Source organism: Rhodanobacter geophilus (assembly GCF_040812275.1).
Classification (GTDB): Bacteria; Pseudomonadota; Gammaproteobacteria; order Xanthomonadales; family Rhodanobacteraceae; genus Rhodanobacter_A; species Rhodanobacter_A geophilus.
Genome location: NZ_JBFOHL010000003.1, coordinates 303,591 through 327,245, shown reverse-complemented (window position 1 = coordinate 327,245; position 23,655 = coordinate 303,591). Strand labels below are relative to the sequence as shown.

The following is a 23,655-nucleotide window of genomic DNA, read 5'->3' as shown; positions in this document are numbered from 1 at the left end:
TCGATCGGCTATATCCCACCGGCAGAGGCCGAGGCAAACTACTACCGGCAACTCGCCAGTCAGGCAGCCACCGTGGAGGCCTGACTTAAACCAAACAGCCTCCACGAAAACCGGGGCGGTTCAAAGCGCTGGTTGGATATGCGCGGCGCCATGCACTACCCCAATCGTTTGGGGTGCATCTGCTTCGCGCATCGTTTCTTTGATGCATGACAGCAGCTTTCGATCTCTTGAACTCAGAAAGGCCTGCTCGATGTCGGATTTTCGTCCTTGACGGAAAGTGTCGTCTCGACTGGGCAGGTCCTCCAGGTCCAGATGCTTGCCAAGCGATTCTCGACTTGCAGTGAGGTAGAGCCAAAATCCGTATATCGGAGAGAGGCACATGAGAGCGGCGCGCTGTGTTATTGGGATCTTTCGCCAGTGCTGCTCAAACTCTCCTTCTGTAACGTCCGCATGTACGAGGCGTAAAGGAAGATTGGCCAGCTTCAAGCCTTGGGGCTGAGTTTCAAGGTTGACGCGAGAGCGTTTGGTGACCCAGCGGTAGGATGTCGTGAGGAGTCGGGTCCGAAAAGAATCGACTCCTTCAAAGAGCACTACATCGCATTCGGAAAGGCGTGAGCAAATATCTCGGTAGTATTCCGAAGTTCCGATGTGGATCATCGGAAAGAGGAGAAATACGGCTGGGTGTTTTTCGCTGCATAAGCGATAGCAAGCAGCGCGTAAGCCCATGACGCTGCTTTCGATGAATTGCAGGGCACGACTCCTTTCGGGTGATATTTAATGCTGAGCGGTCCCCGGGTTGGGGGATGGGTGGCGATGCTCCGTCATCACTTTCCTGCCGTCAAGCGGGGAATTCCGCGCTGTAACAAGGGTGTGCGCGGCTGTCGCGACAGTGGCCCATGGAGTGCGGTGTCTTGCATGTGGTGCGAAACGAGGTGTTATGTCTTATTGGCTTGGAGGTTCGGATATACCCCTCGTGTCGATAGGTGTGGCGCTTTTGCGCTTTGCTTCTGGCGCGCGGGATGCGCGCCTGCTCTTCGGGGCCCCTCGGCGGCGGTGAGGCGTGGACGATCAGGCCGCGCAGCGGGCATCGCCAAGGAGGGCGATGCCTTTTCGACCGGGCAGGAGCCCGGCCGAAAAGCCCGGCCACGGCTCACGGACTTTCCGGCCAGGGATGGACGGAAAGCGCCGCCGCGGGGTGGCCTTCTCTTTTGGCTACTTTTCTCTTGGCCACGCAAGAGAAAAGTAGCTCGGGCGCCGGCAGGCGCACGAAACCGCTTTGTCGCTTGCGATGAATTGAAGAGCGCCCTCTCCCCCAACCCCTCTCCCGCAAGCGGGAGAGGGGAGCGAAGCTACGCTACGGGGCTCGCTTCAACGCCAGCACGGCGTTCAATCCCCCGAACGCGAACGAATTGCTGAGCACCGCCCGCACCGGCATCTCGCGCGCCACGTTCGGCACGTAGTCGAGGTCGCAGGCCGGATCGGCCTTGTCCAGGTTCGCGGTGGGGGGCACCACGTTGTCGCGCAGCGCGCCGATCGCGGCCACCAGCTCCAGCGCGCCGGAGGCGCCCAGCGCGTGGCCGTGCATGGACTTGGTGGAGGTCACTGCCAGCCTGTCGGCGTGGGCGCCGAAGGCGAGGCGGATCGCGCGGGTCTCGGTGACGTCGTTGGCCTGGGTGCCGGTGCCGTGGGCGTTGATGTAGTCCACGTCCTCCGGGTTGAGTCCGGCTTCCGCCAGCGCCTGGCGCATCGCGCTGGCGGCGCCTTCGGCGCTGGGCATCACGATGTCGCTGGCGTCGGCGCTCATGCCGGTGCCGGCGAGTTCGGCGAGGATGGTGGCGCCGCGCGCCCGCGCGTGCTCCAGCGATTCCAGCACGAAGATGCCGGCGCCTTCGCCCAGCACCAGCCCGCGCCGGTTGACGCTGAACGGACGGCAGGTGTCGTCGGAGAGCACGCGCATCGCTTCCCAGGCACGCAATGCCCCGAAGCTGAGGCAGGCTTCGGTGCCTCCGGTGACCGCCACGTCGGTCATGCCGTAGCGGATCATCTGCGCCGCCTGGATGATCGCGTGGTTGGCCGAGGCGCAGGCGCTGGCCACCGCGTAGGTGGGGCCGCGCAGGCCGTAGGCGATGCTGATCTGGCTGGCGGAGGCGTTCGTCATCAGCCGCACGATGGTGAGCGGATGGGTGCGGGTGGCCTTCCCCGCGTAGATGCGGCGGCTCTGCTCGTCCTGGGTGGTCTCGCCGCCCACGCCGGTGCCCACCACCACGGCGGTGCGCTGGCCGAGGCCGTCGCGGGCGAAGTCGATGCCGGAATGCGCGATCGCCTCGCGTGCCGCGTGCAGGGCGAATTCCGAGGTGCGGTCGAGCAGGGGCAGGGTGCGCTCGTCGATGCCGGTGGCCGGGTCGAAGCTTTCCGGTACCTGGGCGGCGATCTTCACGCGCAGCGTGTCGCTCTCGCGGTGGCGCAGCGGACCGATCGCGCTGCGTCCCTCGCGCAGGCCTTGCCACAGCGCACGGGCACCCACGCCCAGCGGGCTGACCGCACCCATGCCGGTGATCACCACCCGGCGCGTCTCGATGGTGGGCATTACTTGCTGCCTTCGCCTTCGGCGGCCTTCTCGTCCAGCGCCTTCTGCACGGCGTCGACCAGACTCTGCGCGGTGTCGCTGTCGAAGTTCGCGCCCTGCTGCTCGGGGAAGTGGATGTCGAAGTGCTCCTCGATGTCGAAGATCAGCTCGATCGCCTCCAGCGAGGCGATGCCCAGGTCCTTCAGTGTGGATTCGGGCTTGACGTTCGCCACGTCGACCTTGGCCTGCTTGGCGATGATCTCGAACACTTGCTGCTGGGTCGTTCCGGTCATGACGGGGTCCTTGGTGGCGGGCGACAATGGAAGGCCGGCGCAAGGTGTGCCGGTCACAGTCCTGACCCGTACAGTCTAGGCAAACTCGCTTACTCATGCCTTTCATTTCGCAACTGGAACCGGACGCCCTGCTGGCGGCGTTCATGGACGAACCGCCAATCGGCTTCACGGTGGCGCGCTCGCCGCAGGGCATGCCGGGCTTCGTGGCACCGTTCGACCTGCTGACCACGGCCGACGACACGCTGCGCCGTCGCGTGGCCGCGTTGCCGCTTGCGCGCTACTGGCGGCGCCTGCTCGTCTGGCGTACACGCTTCGCCGGCACCACGGTGTCCGAGTACGCGCCGCTGCCCGCGGAGGTGGCGCCCGCGGTCCTGGCGCAGGGGCTGAAGGACGCCTGGGGGCGCGAGTGCCGGCTGCTGATCGTGAAGGACATCGCGCAGGACTCGCCGCTGCTGGGCGACGCCGGAAACGCCCACGCGCGCGCCTTCGCCGCGTCCTGCGAAGCGCAAGGCTTCGTGCTGCTGGAAGGGCAGGCGCTGGCCTTCGTGGCCATCGATTTCGGTTCGGACGACGAGTATCTGGCCCGGCTCGGCTACAGCCGTCGGAAGAACATCCGCCGCAAGCTGCGTTCGCGCGCGAACCTCGACATCGAGGTCGTGCGCACTGGCGACGTGCGCTTCCATGACGAGGCCACGCTGGCCGCGTACTACGCGCTGTTCGACAACGTGTATGCACAGAGCGAGATCCATTTCGACCGCTTGAGCCCGGATTTCTTCCGCCGCGTGCTGCGGGATGCCACGAGCGGCGGCGTGGTGTTCGTCTACCGCCACGAAGGGAAGATGATCGGCTGGAACCTCTGCTACGAGCACGACGGCAAGCTGATCGACAAGTACATCGGCTTCGCCTACCCCGAGGCGCGCGAGCACAACCTGTATTTCGTGAGCTGGATGCACAACCTGGGTTACGCGCGCGAACGCGGTCTGAGCCATTACGTGGCCGGCTGGACCGATCCCGAGGTGAAGTCCTTCCTCGGCGCCAGCTTCACCTTCACCCGGCATGCGGTGTACGCGCGCAATCCGCTGCTGCGCGCATTGCTGCGCAAGCTGGGCGGGCATTTCGAGAGCGACCGCAGCTGGCAGGACCAAGCGGGGAAGGGCAATGAATGAGCTTGCACAGCGTCCCGTGGTGCTCGACATCGACAGCTCGGTGGGGCCGCTGCCAGACGGCCTCGTGCTGCCGCTGGCCGAATGGCAGGAAGCGGTCCGCTTCGGCTGCTCGCTGGCCACCATGCGTCGCTTCCGCACGCTGCTGGACGAACAGTTGCCTGGGCACTACGGCACCGTGTTCACCGGCTCGGGCGATTTCCACCACCTCAGCTGGCCGCTGATCGCGCGGCTCAAGCCCGTCACGCCGATTCAGGTGGTGGTGCTGGACAACCATCCCGACAACATGCGCTTCCCGTTCGGCGTGCACTGCGGTTCCTGGGTGCGCCGCGTGGCCGCGCTGCCCTTCGTCGAGCATGTCCATGTGCTGGGCATCACCTCGGCCGACATCGGCGCAGGTCATGCGTGGGAGAACTACCTCGCCCCGTTGCTGCGCGGCAGGCTCACGTACTGGAGCATGGGCGTGGATACCGACTGGTCGCGCCGGTTGGGAATCTCGCGCGCGTTCCGCGGCTTCGATCGTCCCGATGCATTGGTCGATGCCTTCGTCGAAGGACAGCGCACGCAGTCGTTGCCGACCTACCTCACCATCGACAAGGACGCGTTCGCGCCCGAGGTGGCGCGCACCAACTGGGACCAGGGCCGCCTGCAGCTCGAACACGCGCTGGCGCTGATCGGCAGCCTGCGGCAGGGGCTGGCTGGCAGCGACATCAATGGCGAGGTTTCGCACTACCACTACAAGGCCTGGTGGAAGCGCAAGCTCTCCGCGATGGACGAGCAGCCCGAGATCGATCCCGCGCAACTCGCCGGCTGGCAGGCACAACAACACGCGCTGAATCTCGAGTTGCTGGAGGCGATCGCCGCACGATCCGGCTGATTCCACGGACTCGCCATGCCGTGGGCGATCCGTCTCGGGCGAAGTCGACCGATGTCCTCTCGGGCGCGGCCCGGTCGGTTGCTCCGTGCGATCTCAGGGCTTGACGCCACCGCCCGCGGCACCGCATCCGGCTTCCGCGGCGATGTCGCCGGCATGCCAGATGCCCAGGCTGCGGCCGCGAAAGGCCCGCCGCTGCAACGGCGGCACGGGGCGCGGTAATCTGCGCCGCCACATCGTGCGGTTCGAGGTTTGCCGAATGGCCGCCGGGTCATGCCGGATCGGGCGGCAAGAGGGTCAACACCTCAATGCGAGCCAGTCCGCCGCAATCGTGGCGACATCCGCGGCGCCCAGGGGGCGTGTGTCGACGGCCGTGTGGTTGGTTCCATAGGGGCCGTACTTGCCCGAGCAGGTGGTCGAGAACAGGCCAAGGGTCGGCGTGCCGCTGGCGACGGCCAGGTGCATCACGCCGCAGTCGGCACTGATGAAGCCGTCCATGTTCGCGATCACCGCTGCGAGACGGCGGAGGTCTCGCGTGTAATAGGAGGCGAAGTGGTTGCCCAGCTGGCTCTGCCCGTGCTCTGCGACCAGATCGACGATGCAGATGTCCGGGCGCAAGGTCTGCAGGCAGTCGATGAATTGCTTCCACCAGTCCGTGGGGTAACGCTTGGTGCCGGTGGCGTTGGCAAACATGCCGATCACGGGCTGCTTTCCTGGCGACCGCCCGGGCCCGCCAAGGACGGCTTTCAAGGCCTCCCGGGCCTGCATCTTTTCATCGTCCGAGAGTCGCAGGTTCAGCGGCGGCCACGCCTGCTCCGTCTTTCCCGCATAGGCCGTGCGCAGCAGGAACACGCCACGGTGGGCCAGATGCACCGGACACGGGAAATCGCGCCAGGCCGACTTCCTGCCCGACTGCTCGCCCGGATACCCCAACTTGAAGCGGGCCTTGGCGATGGCCAGCAGCAATCGCCCCGATTGCGAGTCGTTGCAGGCATCGATCGCCAGATCATAGGTGTCGCTGCGCACCTGCCGGAGCAGGTCGATCGTCGCCCACAGGTGCCGCGCGATCTTGCGGGGCAGGCTGTACACCGTGCGAACCTGGAAGCGACGCGTGAACAGGTTCCTGGCGGCGCAGCCGGCACTGACCAGATCGATTTCGGCGCCAGGGTACAAGGTTTCGATTTCAGCCAACAGCGGGCTGATCAGCAAGGTGTTGCCGAGCCGGTGATTGGGCCGGCAGACGAGCACGCGATGGATGCCGCGCACTGGCAGTTGGTCCGGTTCGCACAGTTGCTCATCGGTGGATCTCAGCAGGCGGCGAAAACAGCAGGCCACGAGGCGGCGGCGCAAGCGGTGTGTGCGTCGCGTTGGTGCGTTCGGCGGTGACAGCGCGTCCCGCATGGGCGGATGCGATGCCGGATTCGGCATGGTTGGCGCCGGATGAAGAGGTGTACCTTCATCTTGCGCGAGCGGTCTTAGAGGACGCTTATGCCGGTGCACGGCGGTACGGGGCATTGCCGCAACAAGCTGCGGCAACAGGGGATGATGTCAGGTCGGCGTGGCTTCCAGCACGCCGCAGATCGCCGCCATGTCCGCGTCGGTGAGCCACGTGCTGTTGCCGATGCTGAGGCTGCGCGCGGCGAAATCGCGGGCATTGGGCACGCCGCCCGCGGGCACGATGCCGTCGAGGTAGGCGTAGTCGGGCAGGGCGTGGATGAACAGGCGGCTCACGCCGTGGCCGGTTTGCCACAGCTGCTCCAGCACGGCGTCACGGCGCTGCTGATCGGGCAGCAGCAGCATGAAGAACGGCCACGTGCCGCGTGCACCGGCTGGATCGTCCAGCACGCCGATGCCGGGGATGGCGCGCAGGCGCGGCAGGTATCGTTGTGCGCGCGCCGCGCATTCCCCGATGAAGGCGGGTAGCCGCATGGCTGCGTGCGCACCGACGGCTTGCCGCCAGCGACCTACCGCATGCAGCGGCAGCGGCAGCGAAAAATCATCGCCTACCGCGGCCACCGGATCGCCACGGCGCAGTGCGCGGCGCAGCGGATTGCCATAGGCGAGACGCAGGCCGCGCGGGCGATACAGCGCGGCGTAGCCCAGCAACTCCATGCTGCGACGCAGCTCCCAGCCGGGCTGGAACGGCGCGATGCGCGCGGCGGTATGCGCCAGGCGTTCGCGCAGCTCGGGATCGCGCGCGGCGAGCAGGCCACCTTCGTAGATCGACAGGCCCTTGCCCGCAGCGAGGCTGAAGAAGCCGATATCGCCGGCGAGGCCCACGCTGCCGCCTTCGCGGCGCGCGCCCAGCGCCTGCGCGGCATCCTCGATCACGTACGCGCCCACGTTGTTGGCGACGGCCAGTGCGTCGTCCACGTCGGCCACGCGGCCGGCGAGATGGGTGGGCAGGATCGCCAGCGTGCGCTCGTCGCAGGCCGCGCGCAGCGCGTGCGGCTCCATGTCGTAGTGGCCGGGGCGCAGGTCGCAGGGCACCGGTTCCAGCCCGGCCTGGTGCACGGCCAGCGGCACCAGCGGGCAGGTGTAGGCGGGCATCACCACGCGGCGGCATGAAGGCTTCAGCTCGCGCAGCGTGGCGAGCGCGATCAAGAGCGCGGCGGTGCCGGAGCAGGTGAGTGCCAGCGGCGGCGTGCCCAGCTGCGCGGCGATGTCGCCGGCCAGCGTGGCTGGGCCGGGACGCAGGTCCGTCAGCCTGAGCGGCAGGCCGGCGGTGGGCGGCAGTTCGTGGCGGCGACGGGGCAGCATGCGTGCGGCCGGGACTCAGGCCGGAGCCGGACCTTCGTCCGCTTCAGGCACGTGCTCGCGGCTTTCGGCCAGCCCCAGACACACGATGCCGGCGACGATGGCGACGGCGCCCAGCACGCGCGGCAGGGTGAGGTGTTCGTCGAACAGCCACACCGACAGCAGCATCACCGACACCACTTCCAGGTGCGAGGCGGCGAAGGCAGGCCCGATCGGTGCGTGCTTGAGCAGGCTCATCCAGGTGAAGAACGCGCCCACGTAGCCCACGATGGCGCCGTAGATCCACGGCGCGCCGAACACGCGAAGCAGCCAGGCCATGTCCGCGCTGAACGGCAGCGCGCGGGTGCCGGCGTACTTGAAGCTGACCTGCGCCAGGGTGTCGAAGCCCATCAGCAGGGTGAAGCCGATCAGATAGAACCAGCCGCGCTTCATCCCGCCACCCCCACGATCGCCACACCCAGCGTCACCAGCAGGATGCCGGTCACGCGCAGGCGGGTGAGCTTCTCGCCGAACAGGAAGCGTCCGGCCACCATGATGGCCACGATGTTGATCGAGCCAAGCAGCACGCCTTCGGACAGCGGGATCAGCGAGAGGAAGGCGACCCACACCAGGAATTCGATCACGTAGCTGGCTATGCCCAGCCACAGCCATGGACGAGACGCCATGTGCTTCCAGCGGGCGAGACCGTCGCCGGCATCCCGGTCGCCGGCGGCGGCCTTGAACGCGAGCTGGCCGCCGGTGTCGAGCACCACGTTGAGCACCCACAGCAGCGCGACGAGGGGCGAAATGGAACCCGTCGGCACGATCAGGCGGCCACGCGCTGCGGGATGTCGGCCGCGGCGATGCGGTCGAAGAACGCGGCGGAGCGCTCGACCAGGATGCGGCGGTCGCGGTCGATGGTGATCATGTGGTAGCTGTCGTCCAGCAGCAGCAGCTCGACCGGCGCGCTGACCTCGCGCATCACCAGCTCGGCGTTCTTGATGCTGGCCACGTCGTCCTCGCTGGCGTGCGCCACCAGGCAGGGCGCGGTGACCTGCGAGAGCTGGCGGCGCACCGCGGCGGACAGCCCGTACATCTCGGCCAGCGAATACCACGGATTGCCGGGCAGACCGGCGGCGGCGCTGTCGCCGCCCAGCATCGCGGCACTGACCTGGGCGCGCAGGCGCTCGTCGCGGATGCCGTAGGGCGGCTGCTCCATGAAGCTGCGGTCGCGGCCGATACCGAGTCTCTTCAACAGCGGCAGCATGAAGGACATGCGCGCCAGCCGCGGAATGCTCCAGCCGTCGTAGCGGAAGGTGGCGCCGTACACGCCCACGCCCGCGATCTGCCCGGGACGGTCGGCGGCGAGCTTGAGCGAAAGCAGGGCGCCCATCGACAGGCCGCCCACGAACAGGTGGTCCACCTTCTCGCGCAGCGCGTCGGCGGCCTTTTCCACGCTGGCATACCAGTCGCGCCAGCCGGTGGCGAGCAGATCCTCGGCATCGCCGCAATGGCCCGCGAGCTGCATGCCGTGCACGGTGTAGCCGGCGCGGTTGAGGCCCTTGCCGAGCAGCTTCATCTCCATCGGCGTGCCGGTGAGGCCGTGGATCAGCAGCACGCCGCTGCGGCCGCCTTCGAAGAAGAAATCGGTCTGTTGGATCACGTGGGGTACCTGGAACGATGCGAGCCACATCGGCGGCTTTTCAGGCATGCAGCTTCGCAGGGGGCGGTTTCTTCAGTCTTTCGGCTTGCGTGAGCCGGGGTTTCCTGTCTGCTTATCGCAAGCGACGCGGCGGTTTCGAGCGCCTGCCGGCGCCCGAGTTATTTCTCTTTTGCTTGTCCACGCATGCGCAGGAGCGCGTGCGAACAGCGAAGCTGGCCCGCGAGGGCGGAGGGCAGGATGCCCGGAGTCAAGGAGAAGCAACCGAGAGGGAACGACACCCCGATGGTGCGCCTTCCGGGCATCCTGCCTTCTGGGTACGCGGGCGGGTTACGGGTTTTTTCGACGGGGCTCCCGCCCCGGCGAAAAGCCGGCCCGCATCCGTGCGAGCCATCCTGCGGACTTTCCTTCACCTGCCCGCCGCGTCATGGGGGCCGCGGAAAGCAGCGTGCTCCCGACGCACAGAAGCGACAGCACCCCACCCCGGCCCTCCCCTGCATGCAGGGGAGGGCGATTTCATGCATGCGGCGCTTGGCTTTGGCTGTTGCTTCCGGCGCGCAGGATGCGCGCCTGCTCTTCCGGGGCCCCTGGGCAGCGCTGAGGTGGGGACGGAAAGGCCGCGCAGCGGGCGAGGTCAGGGATGGCCTCGCCTTTTCGCGGGGGCAGGAGCCCGCTCGAAAAGCCCGGCCCCGCCTCACGGACTTGCCGGGCAGGAGGCCCGGCAAGCGCCGACTGGGGTGCTCTTTCTCTTTGGCTACTTTCTCTTTGAGCACGCAAAGAGAAAGTAGCTCGGGCGCCGACAGGCGCACGAAAGCTCTTCGCGAACGGATCGAGTCTGAGCAAGCGTTCCCGCGAGCACCCGCCCCTCACCCCAACCCTCTCCCCAAAGAGGAGAGGGAGCGCAGCGAGTCAGCGCCTGGCGTCGGGCAGGAAGCGCACGATCACCCGCTGCCCGATCCGCAGCTGCTGCTCGGGCTGGTCGAAGGCCAGCACGCATTCCACCGTGCGCGCGTTGGCGCGGATCTGCGGATCGTTTTCCAGCGTGGCCGGGCCGTAGACCTGGCCGATGCGCAGCACGTGGGCGCTCCAGCGGCCGTTTTCGGTGTCGTCGTTGGCGACCACTTCGGCGTGCATGCCGGGGTGCACGGCGGCCACGAAGCTCTCGTTGAGTTCGGCACGCACGATGCGCGGCTTGTCCGGCAGCAGGGTGAACAGCGTGTCGGAGGAGGACACGCTGGCGCCGGGCTGGGCGGTCACGTGCACCACGCTGGCGTCGAAGGGCGCACGCAGGCTGCGCTGCGCCAGTTCGTATCTCGCTTCGGCCAGCTTCTGCGCGGCCATGTCCGCCGCGGCCTGGTCGGCGGCCTGTTCGGCGTCGAGTTGCGCGCTGGCTTCGCGGGCGTCGTCGGCGCTCTGGCCGTCGCCGGCGCCGGCGGCGGCGGCGGCGGAGAGGCGCTGCGCGCGCAGCCTGGCGGCAGCCTGCTTGACGGCCAGCAGCTTGAGCTGGGCCTGCGCCTGTTCGAGTTGCGCCTGCGCGGAATCCACGGCGAGCTGGGCGGGACGGGCGTCCAGTGCGGCCAGCAACTGGCCCTGTTTCACGATATCGCCTTCGTGCACGGCCACGCTGGCCAGCACGCCTTCGCGCGGCATGCTGAGCGCGAGCAGGCCGCCTTCGATGTCCACGCGGCCGCGCGCCACCGCGGCGTACTGGCTGGCTGCGGCGGTCGCGGCGGGCGCGGCACCCTTCGAGCAGGCGGCGAGCGCGAGCGTGGCGGCCAGCGCGAATCCGGCGGACCACAGCAGCGCCGCGGGGCGCGCGGACGAAGGCGGACGGGATGCGGTCGGCTTCATGGCGGGGTTTCCTTGAAGGCGCCGGCGTCGGGTCGCCGGTCGCTGAGAATGCGCCCATCCTCCATTGCCAGCACGCGGTCGGCATGCGCGACCAGGCGCGGGTCGTGGCTCACGCACAGCACGGTGGTGCCGTGGGTGCGGGCGATGGTGTGCAGGATGTCGATGATGGTCTGGCCGTTGGCGGCGTCCAGCGCGCTGGTGGGCTCGTCGGCGAACAGCAGCTCGGGTTCCTTGGCCAGCGCACGCGCGATCGCCACGCGCTGCTTCTCGCCGCCGGAGAGTTCCGAGGGCCGCAGCCTGATGCGGTGGGCCAGGCCCACTTCCTCCAGCGAACGGCGGGCGCGTTCGCGTGCCTCCTGCTTCGACAGGCCCATGTGGTTCAGCGGCAGCTCCACCTGCTCCAGCGCGGTGAGCGCGGGAAACAGGTTGAAGCCCTGGAACACGAAGCCGGTGTGCTGCAGGCGGAAGTGTTCCAGCGCGCGCAGGTCGAGCTGGCCCAGCTCGCTGCCGAGCGCGTGCACATGGCCGCTGTCCACTTTCTGCAGGCCGCTGAGGATGGCCAGCAGGGTGCTCTTGCCGCAGCCGGAGGGACCGGAGATCAGGGTGAGTTCGCCGGGATCGATGCTGAGCGACAGGCCGTTCAGCACCTGCGTGTGCAGCTTGCCGGAGGCGAAGGCCTTGCACACCTTGTCGGCACGCAGGATGGGGGCGCGTGGCGTCGTGGTCGTGGCGTGCGTCACGGCGTTCATCGCAGCAGGGTCGCCGGATCGATGCGGCGCATGCTGCGCATCGCGGCCATGCCGGACACCGCGGCCTGGCCCATCACCAGCGCGATGCAGGCCAGCGCGGCCAGCGGGCCGAGCGTGACCGGGACGTCTTCGGCGCGCGCCGCCAGCAGCAGCAGCACGCCCAGCACGGTGGCGCCGACGAGGCCCAGCGCGCCCACCCAGAACGCCTGTTCCAGCACCACCTTGCGCAGCGCGCCCACGCCCACGCCCAGTGCGTTGAGCGTGGCGTATTCGCGCACCGAGCCCTGCACGGCGCCGACCAGGGTCTGGCTGGTGATCACCGCGCCGACCAGGAACACGATGCCGGCGAGGAACAGCACGCCGGCGCCCGCGCCGGTGTCGAACAGCCAGTAGAGCACGGAGATGTGGGCGAAGTCGGCGGCGCTCCACGTGGTATAGGGGCCGAATGCGCTGCTGCCGCGCAGGCGTGCCGCGACCGCATCGGCTTGCGCGGGATCGCGCAGCCTGGCGACGAGGTAGGTGGGGCCGTTGTCGGCGTCGTCGGTGTCGAGCCGGCGCGCGGTGCCCAGCGAGGCGATCACGTTGATGCCGCCCAGCCCGCGCAGGCCACTGCTCACTCCGACCACGCGCACGCGCTGGCCGTTGATGGTGGCGGTCTGGCCCAGCGCCACGCCGAGCTTGTCGAGGTCGGCGCGATCCACGATCACCGCATCCGGTTCGGCCAGCCGTGCGCGCAACGCGGGCGGCAGCACCCGGGAGAACATCAGGCCGTCGGCGGCGGGATCGATGCCCGAGACGAACACCGACACGCCGCCGGTATCGCCGGTGCCGCGCCAGTCGCCGTCGATCCACTCGTAAGGCTCGACGCGCGTCACCGCCGGATCCATCAGGATGCGCGATTCCACGTTGGCGTCGATGGAGCGGCCCGAGCCCACGCTCTGCGTGCCGGGGAAGCCGACCCACACGTCGGCGGACGAGCCGGTGATGTACACGCTGGTGGCGCCGAAGATGCCCAGCACCAGCGCCAGCTGCAGCAGCTGCAGCAGGCCGGCGAAACCCACCGCGAGGATGGCGGGCAGGAAACGCCGCCATTCGTACACCAGGGTCTTGCGGGCCAGGGCCACCATCAGTGCGCCGCCTCGGCGGATTGGCCGGACTGCGCGCCGGGCGCCTCGTCCGCCGGCAGCGGCGCGCCGCCCAGCGCCTTGAACAGCGCCACGTAGGCCAGGCTGCGGCTGGCGCGCGCGTCGGCCAGCTCGATCGCGGCCTGGTCGGCGGCGAGCCGGCCGTCGGCGAGCGCCAGCGGGCTTTCCAGCTTCAGCTTCACGCGGGTCTGCAGCGTGCCGTCGACCCGTTGCAGCGCCTGCCACGCTTCCAGGTCGTGCTGTTCGCGCTGCTGCTGCTGCTGCAGCGTGCCCAGCGCGGTTTCCACCTCGGCCACGCCCTGCAGCACGGCTTGCCGGTAGGCCAGCACGGCGGCCTTCAGCTCGTGCGACTTGGCGTGTTCGTTGGCCTTGCGCAGGCCCCAGTCGAACAGCGGCATGTTGAACATCGGGCCGACCGAGACCAGGCCGTTGTCCACGGCGTGCTTGCGGTTGTTGTTGAGGTCGCTGGCCCAGACCATCGAGGCATCGAGGCCCAGGCTGGGAAAGCGGTCCGCGTGCGCCACGCCCAGTTCGCCGGCGGCGCGCAGCACGTCGGCCTCGGCACGGGCGATCTCGGGGCGCGTGCGCAGCAGGTTGGCCGGGGTACCGGGCAATTGCCACGCGCCGAGTTGCGGCGGCGGCCCGGCCTGCAGCCAGGCCGGGTCCGGGTGGTTCTGGCCCAGCAGCACGGCCAGCCGTTGTGCGGCTTCGTTGATGGCCTGGCGTGGCGCAGCCAGCGCGGCTTGCGCCTGCGCGACGGCGGCGACGGCCTGGTCCACCGTGCCGGCCGGCGCCAGTTGCAGGTGCTGGCGGATCTTCAGCAGATCGAGCTGGTGGCTGCGCAGGTCGCTGATCTGTTGCAGCAGGGCTTCCTGCTGCTGGGCGGTGCGCAGTTCGATCCAGTTGCGCACGACTTCGGCCACCAGCGTCACGCGCGCGGCCTGCAGGTCGGCCATGCCGGCATCCAGCTGGCCCTGCGCCTCGCGGCGGGTGCCCTGCGCGCGGCCGAACAGGCCGAATTCCCAGCTGGCGTCGAAGCCGGCCACCAGGTAGGAGGCGCTGGCGTCGGGGTCGATCACCTGGTCCGTGCTGATCTTGAGATAGGGCAGGTAGGGCGCACCGGAATGCCGTTGCAGCACGCGCGCGGCACGCACCCGCTCGACGGCTTGCGCCACGTCGAGATTGTGCGCCAGTGCCTGGTCGACCAGCGCATTCAGGGCGGGATCGTCGAACGCGCGCCACCAGCTGTGCAGGTCGGTGGGCGTGGCCGCCTGCGTTGCCAGCGCATGCTGCCACTGCGCCGGGATCGGCGGTTCCAGCTTCGGTATCGCCACCGAGCAGCCTGCAAGGGCAACCACCGTGCCGAGCAGCGCAGCGCGCCAGCGGCGGAGCGGTACGGGCCTGGCCTCAGCCATGCTGGTCGCCGCGTGTTGCGGGGCCGGCATGGAGTCCGGTGTTGTCGATGGGGATCAGGGCCACGGTCAGCTTGGGAGAGGTGAGTGGTGGAGGCGCGGATGACGACCGTGCACGTCCGCTCAAGGATACAGGCCAGGCGCCGTGGCTGTCAGCGCGCCGGTGGCGTTTCGTGAGCCGTGGCCGTGTCATCGCGGATCCGTGGCGCCGGGAAGCGCACCTCCACGCACAGGCCGTGTTCCTCGCCGAGCTGGTAGATCACCTCGGCGTGGTGGCGCTCGGCGATGCGCTGCACGATCGCCAGCCCCAGGCCGCTGCCCTCCTCGCTGCTTCCCGGCGCGCGGAAGAACCGCTCGCTGAGCCGCGGCAGCAGTTCGGGCGGCACGCCCGGGCCGTTGTCCTCGACCACGAGGTTGGCGCCACCGTCGGGCCGCGCCTGCAGGCTCACGGTGACCGTGCTGCCGCGGCCGGCGTAGCGGATGCAGTTGTCGATAAGGTTGTCCAGCAGGTCATGCAGGCTGGCAGCATGGCCGGTGATGCTTAGCGCTTGCTCAGGACCCTGGTAGCCGAGGTCCACGCCGGCGGCCAGCGCTTCGTGCACGCGTTGCATCACTGCCTCGGGGATCAGCCGGGTGAGTTCCAGCGGCAGGTGCTCGACCGTGTCGGTCGACGGCGCCTGGGCGCGGGTCAGCGCCAGCAGCTGGGCGGTGGTGCGCGCGGCGCGCTGGTTGAGCCGGCGGATGTGGGTGAGCGCATCGTGCACGTTCGACGGGTCGGGATCGGCCAGTGCGCGTTCCACGTGCAGGCTCAGCCCGGTCAGCGGCGTGCGCAACTGGTGCGCGGCGTCGGCGATGAAGCGGTCGTGCAGCGCAAGCATGCCGCGCAGGCGCGCGAACAGCGCGTCGATGGTGCGGGTCAGCGGCAGGATTTCCTGCGGCACGTCCGGCCCGCCGATCGGGGTCAGCTCGTGGTTGCGGCGCGCCAGCCGGCGGGTCAGCGGATCGAGCACGCGCAGGCCATGGGTGACGCCGAACCACACCAGCGACAGCACGCAGACGATCAGCAGCGACTGGGTGAGGATGGCCAGGTACAGGATGCTGCGTGCCTGTGCGTGGCGGTCGCTCAGGGTCTCGGCCACGGTGATGACGAGGGTGTCGCCCGGGTGGCCGCCGGTCATGGTGCTCAGGGTGACCGCGCGAAGCTGGTGGCCGTCCATGCGGATGTCGAACAGCTCGGGCGGCGCGCCCACGGCGGGAATCCGCGTCGCCGGCGGCAGGCGGTCGTTGCCGGCGATGAAGCCGCGCTGGCGGCTGACGATGCTGAAGTAACCGTTGCCGTTGGGGTCGTACTGCAGCAGGAAGCGCGCCTGCGGGGTCAGCTCGCCGCCCAGCTGCTCGTTGCCCATCATCTTGGCGAGCGTCAGCGCGTCATTGCCGAGGTCGCGGTCGTGCACGTGGTTGGAGTAGCCCAGCGCCACGCCGTAGGTGAGCAGGATGTCCAGCACCAGCAGGATCGCCACCGGGATCAGCAGGAAGCCCAGCAGGCGGCGGCGCAGGCTGGGGCGGCGGGCGGGGGCGGGGCTCATGCCTGGGCGCCGTCGTCGCTGCTTTCTTCCAGCAGGTAGCCCAGGCCGCGGATCGTGCGCACGCCGGTGCCGCTGCCCTCCAGCTTGCGGCGCAGGCGGTGGATCGCGATGTCCAGGCCGTTGTCGGTCAGTTCCTCGTCCCAGCTGCACAGCGCCTCGATCAGCTGGGCGCGGCTGGTGACGCGGTCGGCGCGCAGCGCCAGCGCCTCCAGCAGGCCGAACTCGCGCGCGGTCAGCTCCAGCGGGTCGTCGTCCAGCCAGGCGCGATGGCCGGGCAGGTCCAGCCGCAGCCGGCCGAGCCGCAGCTCGGGCACGCCCTGGCTGCTGCTACGGCGCAGCAGGGCACGCACCCGCGCCTCGAATTCGGAGAGCGCGAACGGCTTGACCAGGTAGTCGTCGGCACCGAGGTCGAGCACATGGATGCGCTCGTCCAGCCCGTCGCGCGCGGTCACCACCAGCACCGGCACGCCAGCGCCACGGGAACGCAGCCGGCGCAGCACCTCGCTGCCGTCCAGCTGCGGCAGGCCCAGGTCCAGCACCAGCAGGTCGTAGTCGTGCTCGCGCAGCGCGGCGTCGGCCAGCTGGCCGCTGGCCACGTGGTCGACCGCGTGGTTGCTGTGGCGCAGCGACGCGCAGATGCCTTCGGCGATGGAGGGATCGTCTTCGGCCAGCAGGATGCGCATGCGGTTCGGGTTCCTTCGGGAGCATGGTTTGCAAGGTGCACAGCTTGCCATGCAGCGCCTATCCGGCAGCTTAGCGAGAGTGGGTTGCCGGAAGCATGACCTCTGGCCTATGACGGCGGGCCGGGCCAGGCGCAGTCTGGTGGAACAACTCGTGGGGAGAGCGCGAATGGGGTCGATCAGGGGCAGGGGCGGGCTGTGGCTCGCCGCGTTGGTCATGGGCTGCTGTGGCTCGTGCGCGAGCCTCGCGCAGCAGGCGCCGGCCGCGGCGGGTAGCGCGGCGGCAGCGGCCGTCGCCGGCGCGGCGACGGATTCGATGGCACCCATCCCGTTCGCGCCGGCGCACCGGACCATCATCACCACGCCCAGCGCTCCGGGTGCCTGGGGCGGCGAGCGCAGCGGCCAGGAGGCCACGCTGTCCGACCGCGTGGTGAGCTACGTGATCGACGCCAGCCTCGACGCGCCCAAGCACCAGGTGGCCGGCAAGGAGCACATGACCTGGCGCAACCGCAGCGACCGGCCGGTCGACCACGTCTACTTCCACCTCTACCTCAACGCGTTCGAGAACGACGGCAGCACCTGGTTCACCGAGCGCAAGGTGCTCACCGCGCACGGCCGTTCGCGCGGCAATGCCGTGCTGAAGGACGGGCAGTGGGGCTGGATCCGTCTGCAGAACGTGGCGCAGGGCGGCACGGCGCTGAAGTGGAGCTTCGTGCACCCCGATGGCGGTCCAGCCACCGACCACACCGTGGTGCGCATCGATCTCGCCCAGCCGGTGGCCGCGGGCGGCACGCTGGCGCTGGACATCGGTTTCCTCAGCCAGTTGCCGCGCGTGGTGGAACGCACCGGCTGGTGGGGCGACTTCAACCTGGTCGGCCAGTGGTTTCCCAAGATCGGCGTGCTGGAGCTGGCCGGCGAACGCGGTGCCACCGCGCCGCGCTGGAACGTGCACGAATTCCACTTCAACAGCGAGTTCTACGCCGACTTCGGCAGCTACGACGTGCACCTCGACGTGCCCAGCGACTACACCGTGGGCGCGGTGGGCCAGTTGCAGGGCGAGCCGCAGGCGGCGAACGGCCGCACCACCTACCACTACGTGCAGGGCGACGTGCACGACTTCGCCTGGGTGGCCGCCAAGGGCTACAAGACGCTGGACGGCAGCTATACCGGCGCGGGCAGTCCGCCGGTGGCCGTGCGCGTGATCTATCCGCCCGAATACGTGGCCAGCGCCGCGCCCACGCTGAAGTCCACCATCGATTCGCTGGGCTACTTCTCGCAGACCATCGCGCCGTACCCGTACCGCACGGTCACTGCGGTGATTCCGCCGTACAACGCGCAGGAGGCGGGCGGCATGGAGTACCCCACGTTCTTCACTTCCGAGGGCTACAAGGAAGTCACGCCGGGCACCCTCAGCCAGTACGGCAGCGACTTCGTGAACATCCACGAATTCGGCCACGGCTACTTCTACGGCATCCTCGCCTCCAACGAGTTCGAGGAACCGATGCTCGACGAGGGCATGAACGAGTACTGGGACGACCGCATGATGCGCGCGCGCCAGGAGGATCTCGTGCTCGCCTCGCCCTTCATGAAGTGGCTGGGCGTCACGCCGGCGATGAGCGGCTTCCAGATGGAGCGCCTGGCCGCGCAACTGCAGCGCCCCGAGGATCCGCTGGCGCAGAACAGCTGGGACCGGCTCTCCAGTTCGAGCTACGGCACGGTCTACACGCGCACCACCACCGCGATGCACGACCTGGAGCAGCGCATCGGCGAGCCGGTGATGGAAAAGGCCATGCGCCTGTACTACCAGCGCTGGCACTTCCGCCATCCCTCGGTGGCCGACCTGCGCCAGGCACTGATCGATGGCTCGGGCGATGCGAAGGCGGTGAACGAGGTCTTCGACCAGGTCGTCTACGGCACGGCCCACATCGACGACCGGGTGGCCGACATCGACACCTCGGAGGTCCTGCCGCAAGCCGGCATGAGCTGGAAGGACGGCAAGCCGGTGGAAGCCGACCAGAAGGCGCTGGACCGGCAGATCGCCAAACAGCGTGCCGACTGGAAGAAGGCCCATCCCGACGCCAAGCCCGGCAGCGGCGGCCCGTTCCCCTGGCACAGCACGGTGACCGTGTTGCGCGACGGCGCCCGCGTGCCCGAGACGTTGCGCGTCACTTTTGCCGATGGCAGCCACGAGGATGCGCGCTGGGACGACGACCGCCGCTGGGCGCGCTTCGAGTTCACGAAGCCGGACAAGGTGGTTTCCGCCGAGCTCGATCCCGGGCAGCAGGTCTATCTGGACGCCAACAAGCTCAACGACAGCTTCGCGACCAAGCCGAACGGCGTCGCTTCGCGCCGCTGGACGGCCGACGTGGCCACACTGCTGCAGACCCTCTACTCGATGCTGGTGACACTGTGATGATGGCCAGGACGACTGTTCCGCGCGCCGGTTTCGGCGCCCTGTTTTCCGCGATGGGCGCCGCCCTGCAATGGCGCCTGCTGCTGCTGTGGCTGCTGCTGATGCTGCTGCCGGCCACGGTGGTGGCGCTGCCGTTGTGGCGCTCGCTGGCTGATCTGCTCGACCACTCCGTGCATGCCGAGGCGTGGGCGCGGCAGTTCGATCCGCTGATGTTCGGCGATGCGGCATTCGCGCTGGGCGGTCACGCCGCCTGGCTGGGCGGTGCCGCCATGCTCGGTCTCGTGCTTGCCCTGCTGCTGTCGCCCTTCCTCGACGGCATGGCGGTGGGCAGCGGGCGCGCCGCACGCAACCTCGGCTTCGGCGCCCTGCTGCAGAACGGCTGGATCGAGTACGGGCGGATGTTCCGCGTGATGCTGTGGTCGCTGCTGCCGTATGCGGTGGTGGTCGCGGTGGCGGGCGCGGCCATGCACATGGCCGACCGGCATGCCGAGCAGGCGGTGCTGGAGGCGCAGGCGGATGCGTGGTCGCATGGCGCGCACTGGGTGCTGCTGGTGGTGTTCGTGCTGGCGCAGGCCATCGTGGAATCCAGCCGCGCGGCCTTCATCGCGGACACCGGCCTGCGCTCGGCCACCCGCGCGTTCGGCCGCGGCTTCATGCAGTTGCTGCGCCGGCCGCTGAAGACCCTGCTGTTCTACCTGCTGGTGAGCGTGCTGGGCCTGGCGATCGCGGCGGCGCTGGGCATCGCGCGCATCCACACCACGGCGGTCGATGGCGGCTTCTGGCTGGCACTGTTGCTCAGCCAGCTGGTCGTGGTGGTGATTGCGTGGATGCGCGTGGCGCGGTTGTTTGCACTGGCGCGGCTGGCGCGTTCGCGCTGATGCAGCCCGGTGCCCCTCTCCCACTTGTGGGAGAGGGGCAGGGGAGAGGGGCTTTGCCCTCGTGCTTTTTCGCAACGACAAAGCAGTTTCGGACGCCTGCCGGCGTCCGAAAGCCCGCCGCAGGCGAGCCCGGTTGCGTTAAGGCCGGTATGTGCGTTGCAGAGTAGCGCCGCACAAGCAGCACGCCCCTGGTCAAGGGCCAATCAACCGCAGGCGGCGCGGCGAACCTCGCGATGCGGCGGATAGTAGGCGAACACGTGGGTGTCGCTGCCGTAGAAATCCATGTCGTCGATGTGCTCGCCGCCGAGGCGTTCGGCGACACGGTCGGAGGCTTCGTTGCCCACGCGCACCAGGCTGATCACCCGTGGCGCGTGCAGGTGGTTCCAGGCGAAGTCCAGCACCGCCGTGCCCGCCTCGGTGGCGTAGCCGTGGTGACGGTGTTCGGGCTTGAGCATCCAGCCCAGTTCCAGGTCGGGCCAGCCCTCGGGGCAGAACAGGCCTGCGCGGCCCACGAACTCGCCGCCGTGCTTCAGTTCCAGCGCCCACATGCCGTAGCCGCGCAACTGCCAGTGGCCCAGCAGCATCGCCAGCGAACGCCAGGCGTTGGTGCGGTCCAGCGGCTGGCCGTCACCGACGTAGCGGGTGCTGTCCGGGTCGGCCAGCATCGTGGCGTAGTCGTCGAAGTGGCGTTCGGTGAGCGCGGTGAGGCGCAGGCGCGCCGTCTCGATTACAGGGATGTCGATCATGCCAAATCAGCAAGCAAGTCACATGCCACCGAGCAGCGCTGCAAGTGCGCGGGTGCTCGAGGCGAGGCTTTCCGTCCAGGACCAGCCGACGATTGTCTCACCAGTTGCCGCATCCGCAAAATCCTCGGCCTCGCCGGGCGGCAGCAGGTGGCGGTAATCCACCGTGATCTCGCTGCCGGCGGGCAGGTCGGCCAGCGCAAACACGAAACCGAGGTGCCAGAGCCCATTGGGCTGGAAGCTGTGGTTGATGTAGCACTCGTCGGGCCAATCCGGCGACACCGTGTAGCGGTCCTCGAACCAGCGCGCGCTGGCGTACTTCAGCCTGGCCATGTCCGGCGCGTCGAGTTCGGCATGGCGGAAGGTCTGGCTGATCGCATCGGGCGCGGTGACGATGCCGCCGGCGCGCACCGCCTCGTCGAGGAACAGGCCCTTGCCCGCGCCGGGGATGCGCGAGGCGGCGATGTGGTAACGCGGCAGGATCATGGCGGCCCCGGTCGAAATGGGGCGCCAGTGTAGTGCCTGCGGCAGGGCGCGGACGGCGGCTTGCTAGAATGGCGGTCTTTCCCCGCTCTGGAGCCACCCATGGATACCGCCCGCCTTTCCCGCTTCGTCGGCAAGCTGTGGGACGACGAGATCGTGCCCAGGCTGGTGGAATACATCCGCATCCCCAACAAGTCGCCGATGTTCGACAAGGACTGGAAGGCGCACGGCCACATGGACGCGGCGGTGAAGCTGATGAGCGACTGGGCCAGGGCCAGGCTCGCGGCGCTGCCGGGCAGCACGCTGGAAGTGGTGCAACTGGAAGGCCGCACCCCGCTGATCTACATCGAGGTGCCGGGGCAGGGTGACGACACCGTGGTGCTGTACGGCCACCTCGACAAGCAGCCGGAGATGACCGGCTGGGCCGAGGGCCTGGGCCCGTGGACGCCGGTGCTGAAGGGCGACAAGCTCTACGGCCGCGGCGGCGCCGACGACGGCTACGCGATCTTCGGCTCGCTCGCCGCGCTGCTGGCGCTGCACGAGCAGGGCGTGCCGCACGCGCGCTGCGTGATCCTGATCGAGGCCTGCGAGGAATCGGGCAGCTACGACCTGCCGTTCTACGTCGACCATCTCGCCGCGCGCATCGGCAACCCCTCGCTGGTGGTCTGCCTGGACTCGGGCTGCGGCAACTACGAGCAGCTCTGGCTCACCACCTCGCTGCGCGGCATGACCGGCGGCAACCTCACCGTGCAGGTGCTGGAGGAGGGCGTGCACTCGGGCGACGCCTCCGGCGTGGTGCCGTCCAGCTTCCGCATCCTGCGCGAGATCCTCTCGCGGCTGGAGGATCCGCAGACCGGCACGATCAAGCCGAAGGAGCTCTACGTCGAGATCCCCGCCCAGCGCGTGGAACAGGCGCAGCACGCGGCCACCGTGCTGGGCAGCGACATCTACACCAAGTTCCCCTGGGCCGGGGGCATGCACCCGGTGACGAAGGAGCTTCCCGAGCTGGTGCTCAACCGTACCTGGCGCCCGCAGCTGGCAGTGACCGGCATCGGCGGCATCCCGCCGCTGGACAGCGCCGGCAACGTGCTGCGCCCGTTCACCGCGGCGAAGCTGAGCCTGCGCGTGCCGCCCACGCTGGACGCGAAGCAGGCCGGAAGGTTCCTCAAGCAGTTGCTGGAAAAGGATCCGCCCTACGGCGCCACGGTCACCTTCGACCTGGAGAAGGACGGCAGCGGCTGGAACGCGCCCGCGCTGTCGCCGTGGCTGGAACAGGCGGTGGACGAAGCCTCGCAGCACCAGTTCGGCGCCCCGGCCACCTACATGGGCGAGGGCGGCTCGATCCCGTTCATGGGCATGCTGGGCGAGAAATTCCCCCGGGCGCAGTTCCTGATCACCGGCGTGCTGGGCCCGCACTCCAACGCCCACGGCCCCAACGAGTTCCTGCACATCCCCACCGGCAAGAAGGTGTCGGCCGTGGTGGCCGAGGTGGTGGCGAAGCACTACGCGCAGGGCGCCAAGGGTTGACTCGGTTTTCTCCCTCTCCCCGCCGGGGAGTGGGCGGGGGTGCGGGGCCGATCTTGCGGAGGCGCAGGCAAAAACCAGGGCGCTTCGTTGCTGGTTCTTCGCGAGCCCCCGCCCCTCACCTCAATCCTCTCCCCAAAGGGGAGAGGAGGCGAACGCAAAGAGCCATTACTCCATGGACCACTTGGACCACTCCCACCTCGCCGCCAACTGGACCGACGTCCGTCGCCGCGTGGACGAGGCCTGCCATGCCGCCGGGCGCGACCCGGCGGAAGTCTCCATCCTGCCGGTCAGCAAGACCTTCGGCCCCGAGGTGGTGCGCGGGGCGGTGGCGCTGGGCCTGCACCGCTTCGGCGAGAACAAGGTGCAGGAGATCCGCGAGAAGTCCGGTCCACTGGCCGACTGTGGCATCCGCTGGGTGGTGATCGGCCACCTGCAGACCAACAAGGCGAAGGATGTGGCGCGGCTGGCCAGCGAGGTGCAGTCGCTGGACCGTCCCGAGCTGGCCGAGGCGCTGGATCATCGCCTGCGGATCGAAGGCCGCAGCATCGATGTGCTGGTGCAGGTGAAGACCTCCAGCGAGGAGAGCAAGCAGGGACTGCCGCCCGCCGGGCTGCCCGCCTTCCTCGACGAACTTGCGCGCTACGACACCCTGCGCGTACGCGGCCTGATGACCCTGGCGACCCATGTCGACGACCCGGCCGAGGTCCGTGCCTGCTTCCGCCAGCTGCGCGAGTTGCGCGACGCGGCCCAGGCCCGCGGCCATGAGTTGCCGCGGCTCTCCATGGGCATGAGCGGCGATTTCCCGCTGGCGGTCGCCGAAGGCTCCACCGAAGTGCGCATCGGTACCGCGATCTTCGGGCGTCGCCCCGCGGCGGGCAGCCTGTAACCGGCCTGAA

22 protein-coding genes are annotated in these 23,655 nt (G+C 69.0%); 6 read left to right on the top strand and 16 right to left on the bottom strand.

The window, feature by feature from the left end; all coding sequences use genetic code 11:
* Nucleotides 1-120 precede the first annotated feature (120 nt).
* The 3 genes from ABQJ56_RS05645 to ABQJ56_RS05635 all read right to left on the bottom strand — a co-directional run bounded on the left by ABQJ56_RS05645 (nucleotide 121) and on the right by ABQJ56_RS05635 (nucleotide 2,859).
* Nucleotides 121-726: a hypothetical protein gene (locus ABQJ56_RS05645; protein WP_367844008.1), complete on the bottom strand. Its 606-nt coding sequence runs from the start codon at nucleotides 724-726 to the stop codon at nucleotides 121-123.
* Between the two features lie 628 nt (nucleotides 727-1,354).
* A complete protein-coding gene (locus tag ABQJ56_RS05640; RefSeq protein ID WP_367844007.1) occupies nucleotides 1,355-2,587 on the bottom strand; it encodes a beta-ketoacyl-[acyl-carrier-protein] synthase family protein in 1,233 nt (410 codons plus the stop codon).
* The gene (locus ABQJ56_RS05635; protein ID WP_367844006.1) at nucleotides 2,587-2,859 is read right to left on the bottom strand and encodes an acyl carrier protein; all 273 of its coding nucleotides are present in this window, start codon (nucleotides 2,857-2,859) and stop codon (nucleotides 2,587-2,589) included. The genes ABQJ56_RS05640 and ABQJ56_RS05635 overlap by 1 nt, the downstream gene beginning before the upstream one ends.
* A gap of 95 nt (nucleotides 2,860-2,954) precedes the next feature.
* On the opposite strand from ABQJ56_RS05635, the gene ABQJ56_RS05630 reads away from it, so the two are divergent.
* Both ABQJ56_RS05630 and ABQJ56_RS05625 read left to right on the top strand, forming a co-directional pair.
* A complete protein-coding gene (locus ABQJ56_RS05630) occupies nucleotides 2,955-4,025 on the top strand; it encodes a GNAT family N-acetyltransferase (RefSeq protein WP_367844005.1) in 1,071 nt (356 codons plus the stop codon).
* Nucleotides 4,018-4,899, top strand: coding sequence for an arginase family protein (locus tag ABQJ56_RS05625; protein ID WP_367844004.1), 882 nt, complete (start codon nucleotides 4,018-4,020; stop codon nucleotides 4,897-4,899). Before ABQJ56_RS05630 ends, ABQJ56_RS05625 begins: the two co-directional genes overlap by 8 nt.
* A 294-nt stretch (nucleotides 4,900-5,193) precedes the next feature.
* On the opposite strand, the gene ABQJ56_RS05620 is transcribed toward ABQJ56_RS05625, so the two are convergent.
* The 11 genes from ABQJ56_RS05620 to ABQJ56_RS05570 all read right to left on the bottom strand — a co-directional run bounded on the left by ABQJ56_RS05620 (nucleotide 5,194) and on the right by ABQJ56_RS05570 (nucleotide 16,718).
* Nucleotides 5,194-6,324 carry a glycosyltransferase family 9 protein gene (locus ABQJ56_RS05620; RefSeq protein WP_367844003.1) on the bottom strand — a complete coding sequence of 377 codons (1,131 nt, stop codon included), beginning with the start codon at nucleotides 6,322-6,324 and terminating at the stop codon, nucleotides 5,194-5,196.
* Between the two features lie 120 nt (nucleotides 6,325-6,444).
* Nucleotides 6,445-7,656, bottom strand: a complete 1,212-nt coding sequence (locus tag ABQJ56_RS05615; RefSeq protein ID WP_367844002.1) for a DegT/DnrJ/EryC1/StrS family aminotransferase — start codon at nucleotides 7,654-7,656, stop codon at nucleotides 6,445-6,447.
* A gap of 15 nt (nucleotides 7,657-7,671) precedes the next feature.
* Nucleotides 7,672-8,085 carry a DMT family transporter gene (locus tag ABQJ56_RS05610; RefSeq protein WP_367844001.1) on the bottom strand — a complete coding sequence of 138 codons (414 nt, stop codon included), beginning with the start codon at nucleotides 8,083-8,085 and terminating at the stop codon, nucleotides 7,672-7,674.
* Nucleotides 8,082-8,456, bottom strand: a complete 375-nt coding sequence (locus ABQJ56_RS05605) for a DMT family transporter (protein ID WP_437343394.1) — start codon at nucleotides 8,454-8,456, stop codon at nucleotides 8,082-8,084. Before ABQJ56_RS05605 ends, ABQJ56_RS05610 begins: the two co-directional genes overlap by 4 nt.
* Nucleotides 8,457-8,458: 2 nt before the next feature.
* Nucleotides 8,459-9,295, bottom strand: a complete 837-nt coding sequence (locus tag ABQJ56_RS05600; RefSeq protein WP_367844000.1) for an alpha/beta hydrolase — start codon at nucleotides 9,293-9,295, stop codon at nucleotides 8,459-8,461.
* A 906-nt stretch (nucleotides 9,296-10,201) separates the two neighbouring features.
* Nucleotides 10,202-11,143 carry an efflux RND transporter periplasmic adaptor subunit gene (locus ABQJ56_RS05595; protein ID WP_367843999.1) on the bottom strand — a complete coding sequence of 314 codons (942 nt, stop codon included), beginning with the start codon at nucleotides 11,141-11,143 and terminating at the stop codon, nucleotides 10,202-10,204.
* Nucleotides 11,140-11,892, bottom strand: coding sequence for an ABC transporter ATP-binding protein (locus tag ABQJ56_RS05590; protein ID WP_367843998.1), 753 nt, complete (start codon nucleotides 11,890-11,892; stop codon nucleotides 11,140-11,142). The genes ABQJ56_RS05595 and ABQJ56_RS05590 overlap by 4 nt, the downstream gene beginning before the upstream one ends.
* Nucleotides 11,889-13,019: an ABC transporter permease gene (locus tag ABQJ56_RS05585; protein WP_367843997.1), complete on the bottom strand. Its 1,131-nt coding sequence runs from the start codon at nucleotides 13,017-13,019 to the stop codon at nucleotides 11,889-11,891. The genes ABQJ56_RS05590 and ABQJ56_RS05585 overlap by 4 nt, the downstream gene beginning before the upstream one ends.
* Nucleotides 13,019-14,452 carry an efflux transporter outer membrane subunit gene (locus ABQJ56_RS05580; protein WP_367843996.1) on the bottom strand — a complete coding sequence of 478 codons (1,434 nt, stop codon included), beginning with the start codon at nucleotides 14,450-14,452 and terminating at the stop codon, nucleotides 13,019-13,021. The genes ABQJ56_RS05585 and ABQJ56_RS05580 overlap by 1 nt, the downstream gene beginning before the upstream one ends.
* A 149-nt stretch (nucleotides 14,453-14,601) precedes the next feature.
* Entirely contained in the window at nucleotides 14,602-16,035 is a 1,434-nt protein-coding gene (locus tag ABQJ56_RS05575) for a sensor histidine kinase (RefSeq protein WP_367843995.1), read from the bottom strand.
* Nucleotides 16,032-16,718, bottom strand: a complete 687-nt coding sequence (locus ABQJ56_RS05570; RefSeq protein ID WP_367843994.1) for a response regulator — start codon at nucleotides 16,716-16,718, stop codon at nucleotides 16,032-16,034. The genes ABQJ56_RS05575 and ABQJ56_RS05570 overlap by 4 nt, the downstream gene beginning before the upstream one ends.
* A 313-nt stretch (nucleotides 16,719-17,031) precedes the next feature.
* On the opposite strand from ABQJ56_RS05570, the gene ABQJ56_RS05565 reads away from it, so the two are divergent.
* Both ABQJ56_RS05565 and ABQJ56_RS05560 read left to right on the top strand, forming a co-directional pair.
* Complete coding sequence (locus ABQJ56_RS05565) at nucleotides 17,032-19,128, top strand: M1 family metallopeptidase (protein ID WP_367843993.1); 2,097 nt, start codon at nucleotides 17,032-17,034, stop codon at nucleotides 19,126-19,128.
* Nucleotides 19,128-20,006, top strand: a complete 879-nt coding sequence (locus tag ABQJ56_RS05560) for a hypothetical protein (RefSeq protein ID WP_367843992.1) — start codon at nucleotides 19,128-19,130, stop codon at nucleotides 20,004-20,006. The genes ABQJ56_RS05565 and ABQJ56_RS05560 overlap by 1 nt, the downstream gene beginning before the upstream one ends.
* A gap of 203 nt (nucleotides 20,007-20,209) precedes the next feature.
* Here the strand turns inward: ABQJ56_RS05560 and ABQJ56_RS05555 are convergent, their stop codons facing one another.
* On the bottom strand, nucleotides 20,210-20,752 hold the full coding sequence (locus ABQJ56_RS05555) for a GNAT family N-acetyltransferase (RefSeq protein WP_367843991.1): 543 nt from the start codon (nucleotides 20,750-20,752) through the stop codon (nucleotides 20,210-20,212).
* Between the two features lie 18 nt (nucleotides 20,753-20,770).
* Nucleotides 20,771-21,235, bottom strand: a complete 465-nt coding sequence (locus ABQJ56_RS05550; protein WP_367843990.1) for an SET domain-containing protein-lysine N-methyltransferase — start codon at nucleotides 21,233-21,235, stop codon at nucleotides 20,771-20,773.
* Between the two features lie 99 nt (nucleotides 21,236-21,334).
* Here ABQJ56_RS05550 and ABQJ56_RS05545 point away from each other — a divergent pair, with 99 nt between their 5' ends.
* Together ABQJ56_RS05545 and ABQJ56_RS05540 are read left to right on the top strand one after the other, a co-directional pair.
* Complete coding sequence (locus ABQJ56_RS05545) at nucleotides 21,335-22,759, top strand: M20 family metallopeptidase (RefSeq protein WP_367843989.1); 1,425 nt, start codon at nucleotides 21,335-21,337, stop codon at nucleotides 22,757-22,759.
* A 172-nt stretch (nucleotides 22,760-22,931) separates the two neighbouring features.
* Nucleotides 22,932-23,645: a YggS family pyridoxal phosphate-dependent enzyme gene (locus tag ABQJ56_RS05540; protein ID WP_367843988.1), complete on the top strand. Its 714-nt coding sequence runs from the start codon at nucleotides 22,932-22,934 to the stop codon at nucleotides 23,643-23,645.
* Nucleotides 23,646-23,655: the final 10 nt, after the last annotated feature.

Coding starts and splice junctions, on each gene's coding strand:
- ABQJ56_RS05565 (WP_367843993.1), top strand. CDS start 17,032: ATGGCACCCATCCCGTTCGCGCCGGCGCACCGGACCATCATCACCACG.
- ABQJ56_RS05640 (WP_367844007.1), bottom strand. CDS start 2,587: ATGCCCACCATCGAGACGCGCCGGGTGGTGATCACCGGCATGGGTGCG.
- ABQJ56_RS05645 (WP_367844008.1), bottom strand. CDS start 726: ATGGGCTTACGCGCTGCTTGCTATCGCTTATGCAGCGAAAAACACCCA.
- ABQJ56_RS05630 (WP_367844005.1), top strand. CDS start 2,955: ATGCCTTTCATTTCGCAACTGGAACCGGACGCCCTGCTGGCGGCGTTC.
- ABQJ56_RS05555 (WP_367843991.1), bottom strand. CDS start 20,752: ATGATCGACATCCCTGTAATCGAGACGGCGCGCCTGCGCCTCACCGCG.
- ABQJ56_RS05610 (WP_367844001.1), bottom strand. CDS start 8,085: ATGAAGCGCGGCTGGTTCTATCTGATCGGCTTCACCCTGCTGATGGGC.
- ABQJ56_RS05585 (WP_367843997.1), bottom strand. CDS start 13,019: ATGGTGGCCCTGGCCCGCAAGACCCTGGTGTACGAATGGCGGCGTTTC.
- ABQJ56_RS05620 (WP_367844003.1), bottom strand. CDS start 6,324: ATGCCGAATCCGGCATCGCATCCGCCCATGCGGGACGCGCTGTCACCG.
- ABQJ56_RS05545 (WP_367843989.1), top strand. CDS start 21,335: ATGGATACCGCCCGCCTTTCCCGCTTCGTCGGCAAGCTGTGGGACGAC.
- ABQJ56_RS05595 (WP_367843999.1), bottom strand. CDS start 11,143: ATGAAGCCGACCGCATCCCGTCCGCCTTCGTCCGCGCGCCCCGCGGCG.
- ABQJ56_RS05575 (WP_367843995.1), bottom strand. CDS start 16,035: ATGAGCCCCGCCCCCGCCCGCCGCCCCAGCCTGCGCCGCCGCCTGCTG.
- ABQJ56_RS05550 (WP_367843990.1), bottom strand. CDS start 21,235: ATGATCCTGCCGCGTTACCACATCGCCGCCTCGCGCATCCCCGGCGCG.
- ABQJ56_RS05570 (WP_367843994.1), bottom strand. CDS start 16,718: ATGCGCATCCTGCTGGCCGAAGACGATCCCTCCATCGCCGAAGGCATC.
- ABQJ56_RS05560 (WP_367843992.1), top strand. CDS start 19,128: ATGATGGCCAGGACGACTGTTCCGCGCGCCGGTTTCGGCGCCCTGTTT.
- ABQJ56_RS05625 (WP_367844004.1), top strand. CDS start 4,018: ATGAATGAGCTTGCACAGCGTCCCGTGGTGCTCGACATCGACAGCTCG.
- ABQJ56_RS05540 (WP_367843988.1), top strand. CDS start 22,932: ATGGACCACTTGGACCACTCCCACCTCGCCGCCAACTGGACCGACGTC.
- ABQJ56_RS05635 (WP_367844006.1), bottom strand. CDS start 2,859: ATGACCGGAACGACCCAGCAGCAAGTGTTCGAGATCATCGCCAAGCAG.
- ABQJ56_RS05615 (WP_367844002.1), bottom strand. CDS start 7,656: ATGCTGCCCCGTCGCCGCCACGAACTGCCGCCCACCGCCGGCCTGCCG.
- ABQJ56_RS05590 (WP_367843998.1), bottom strand. CDS start 11,892: ATGAACGCCGTGACGCACGCCACGACCACGACGCCACGCGCCCCCATC.
- ABQJ56_RS05580 (WP_367843996.1), bottom strand. CDS start 14,452: ATGGCTGAGGCCAGGCCCGTACCGCTCCGCCGCTGGCGCGCTGCGCTG.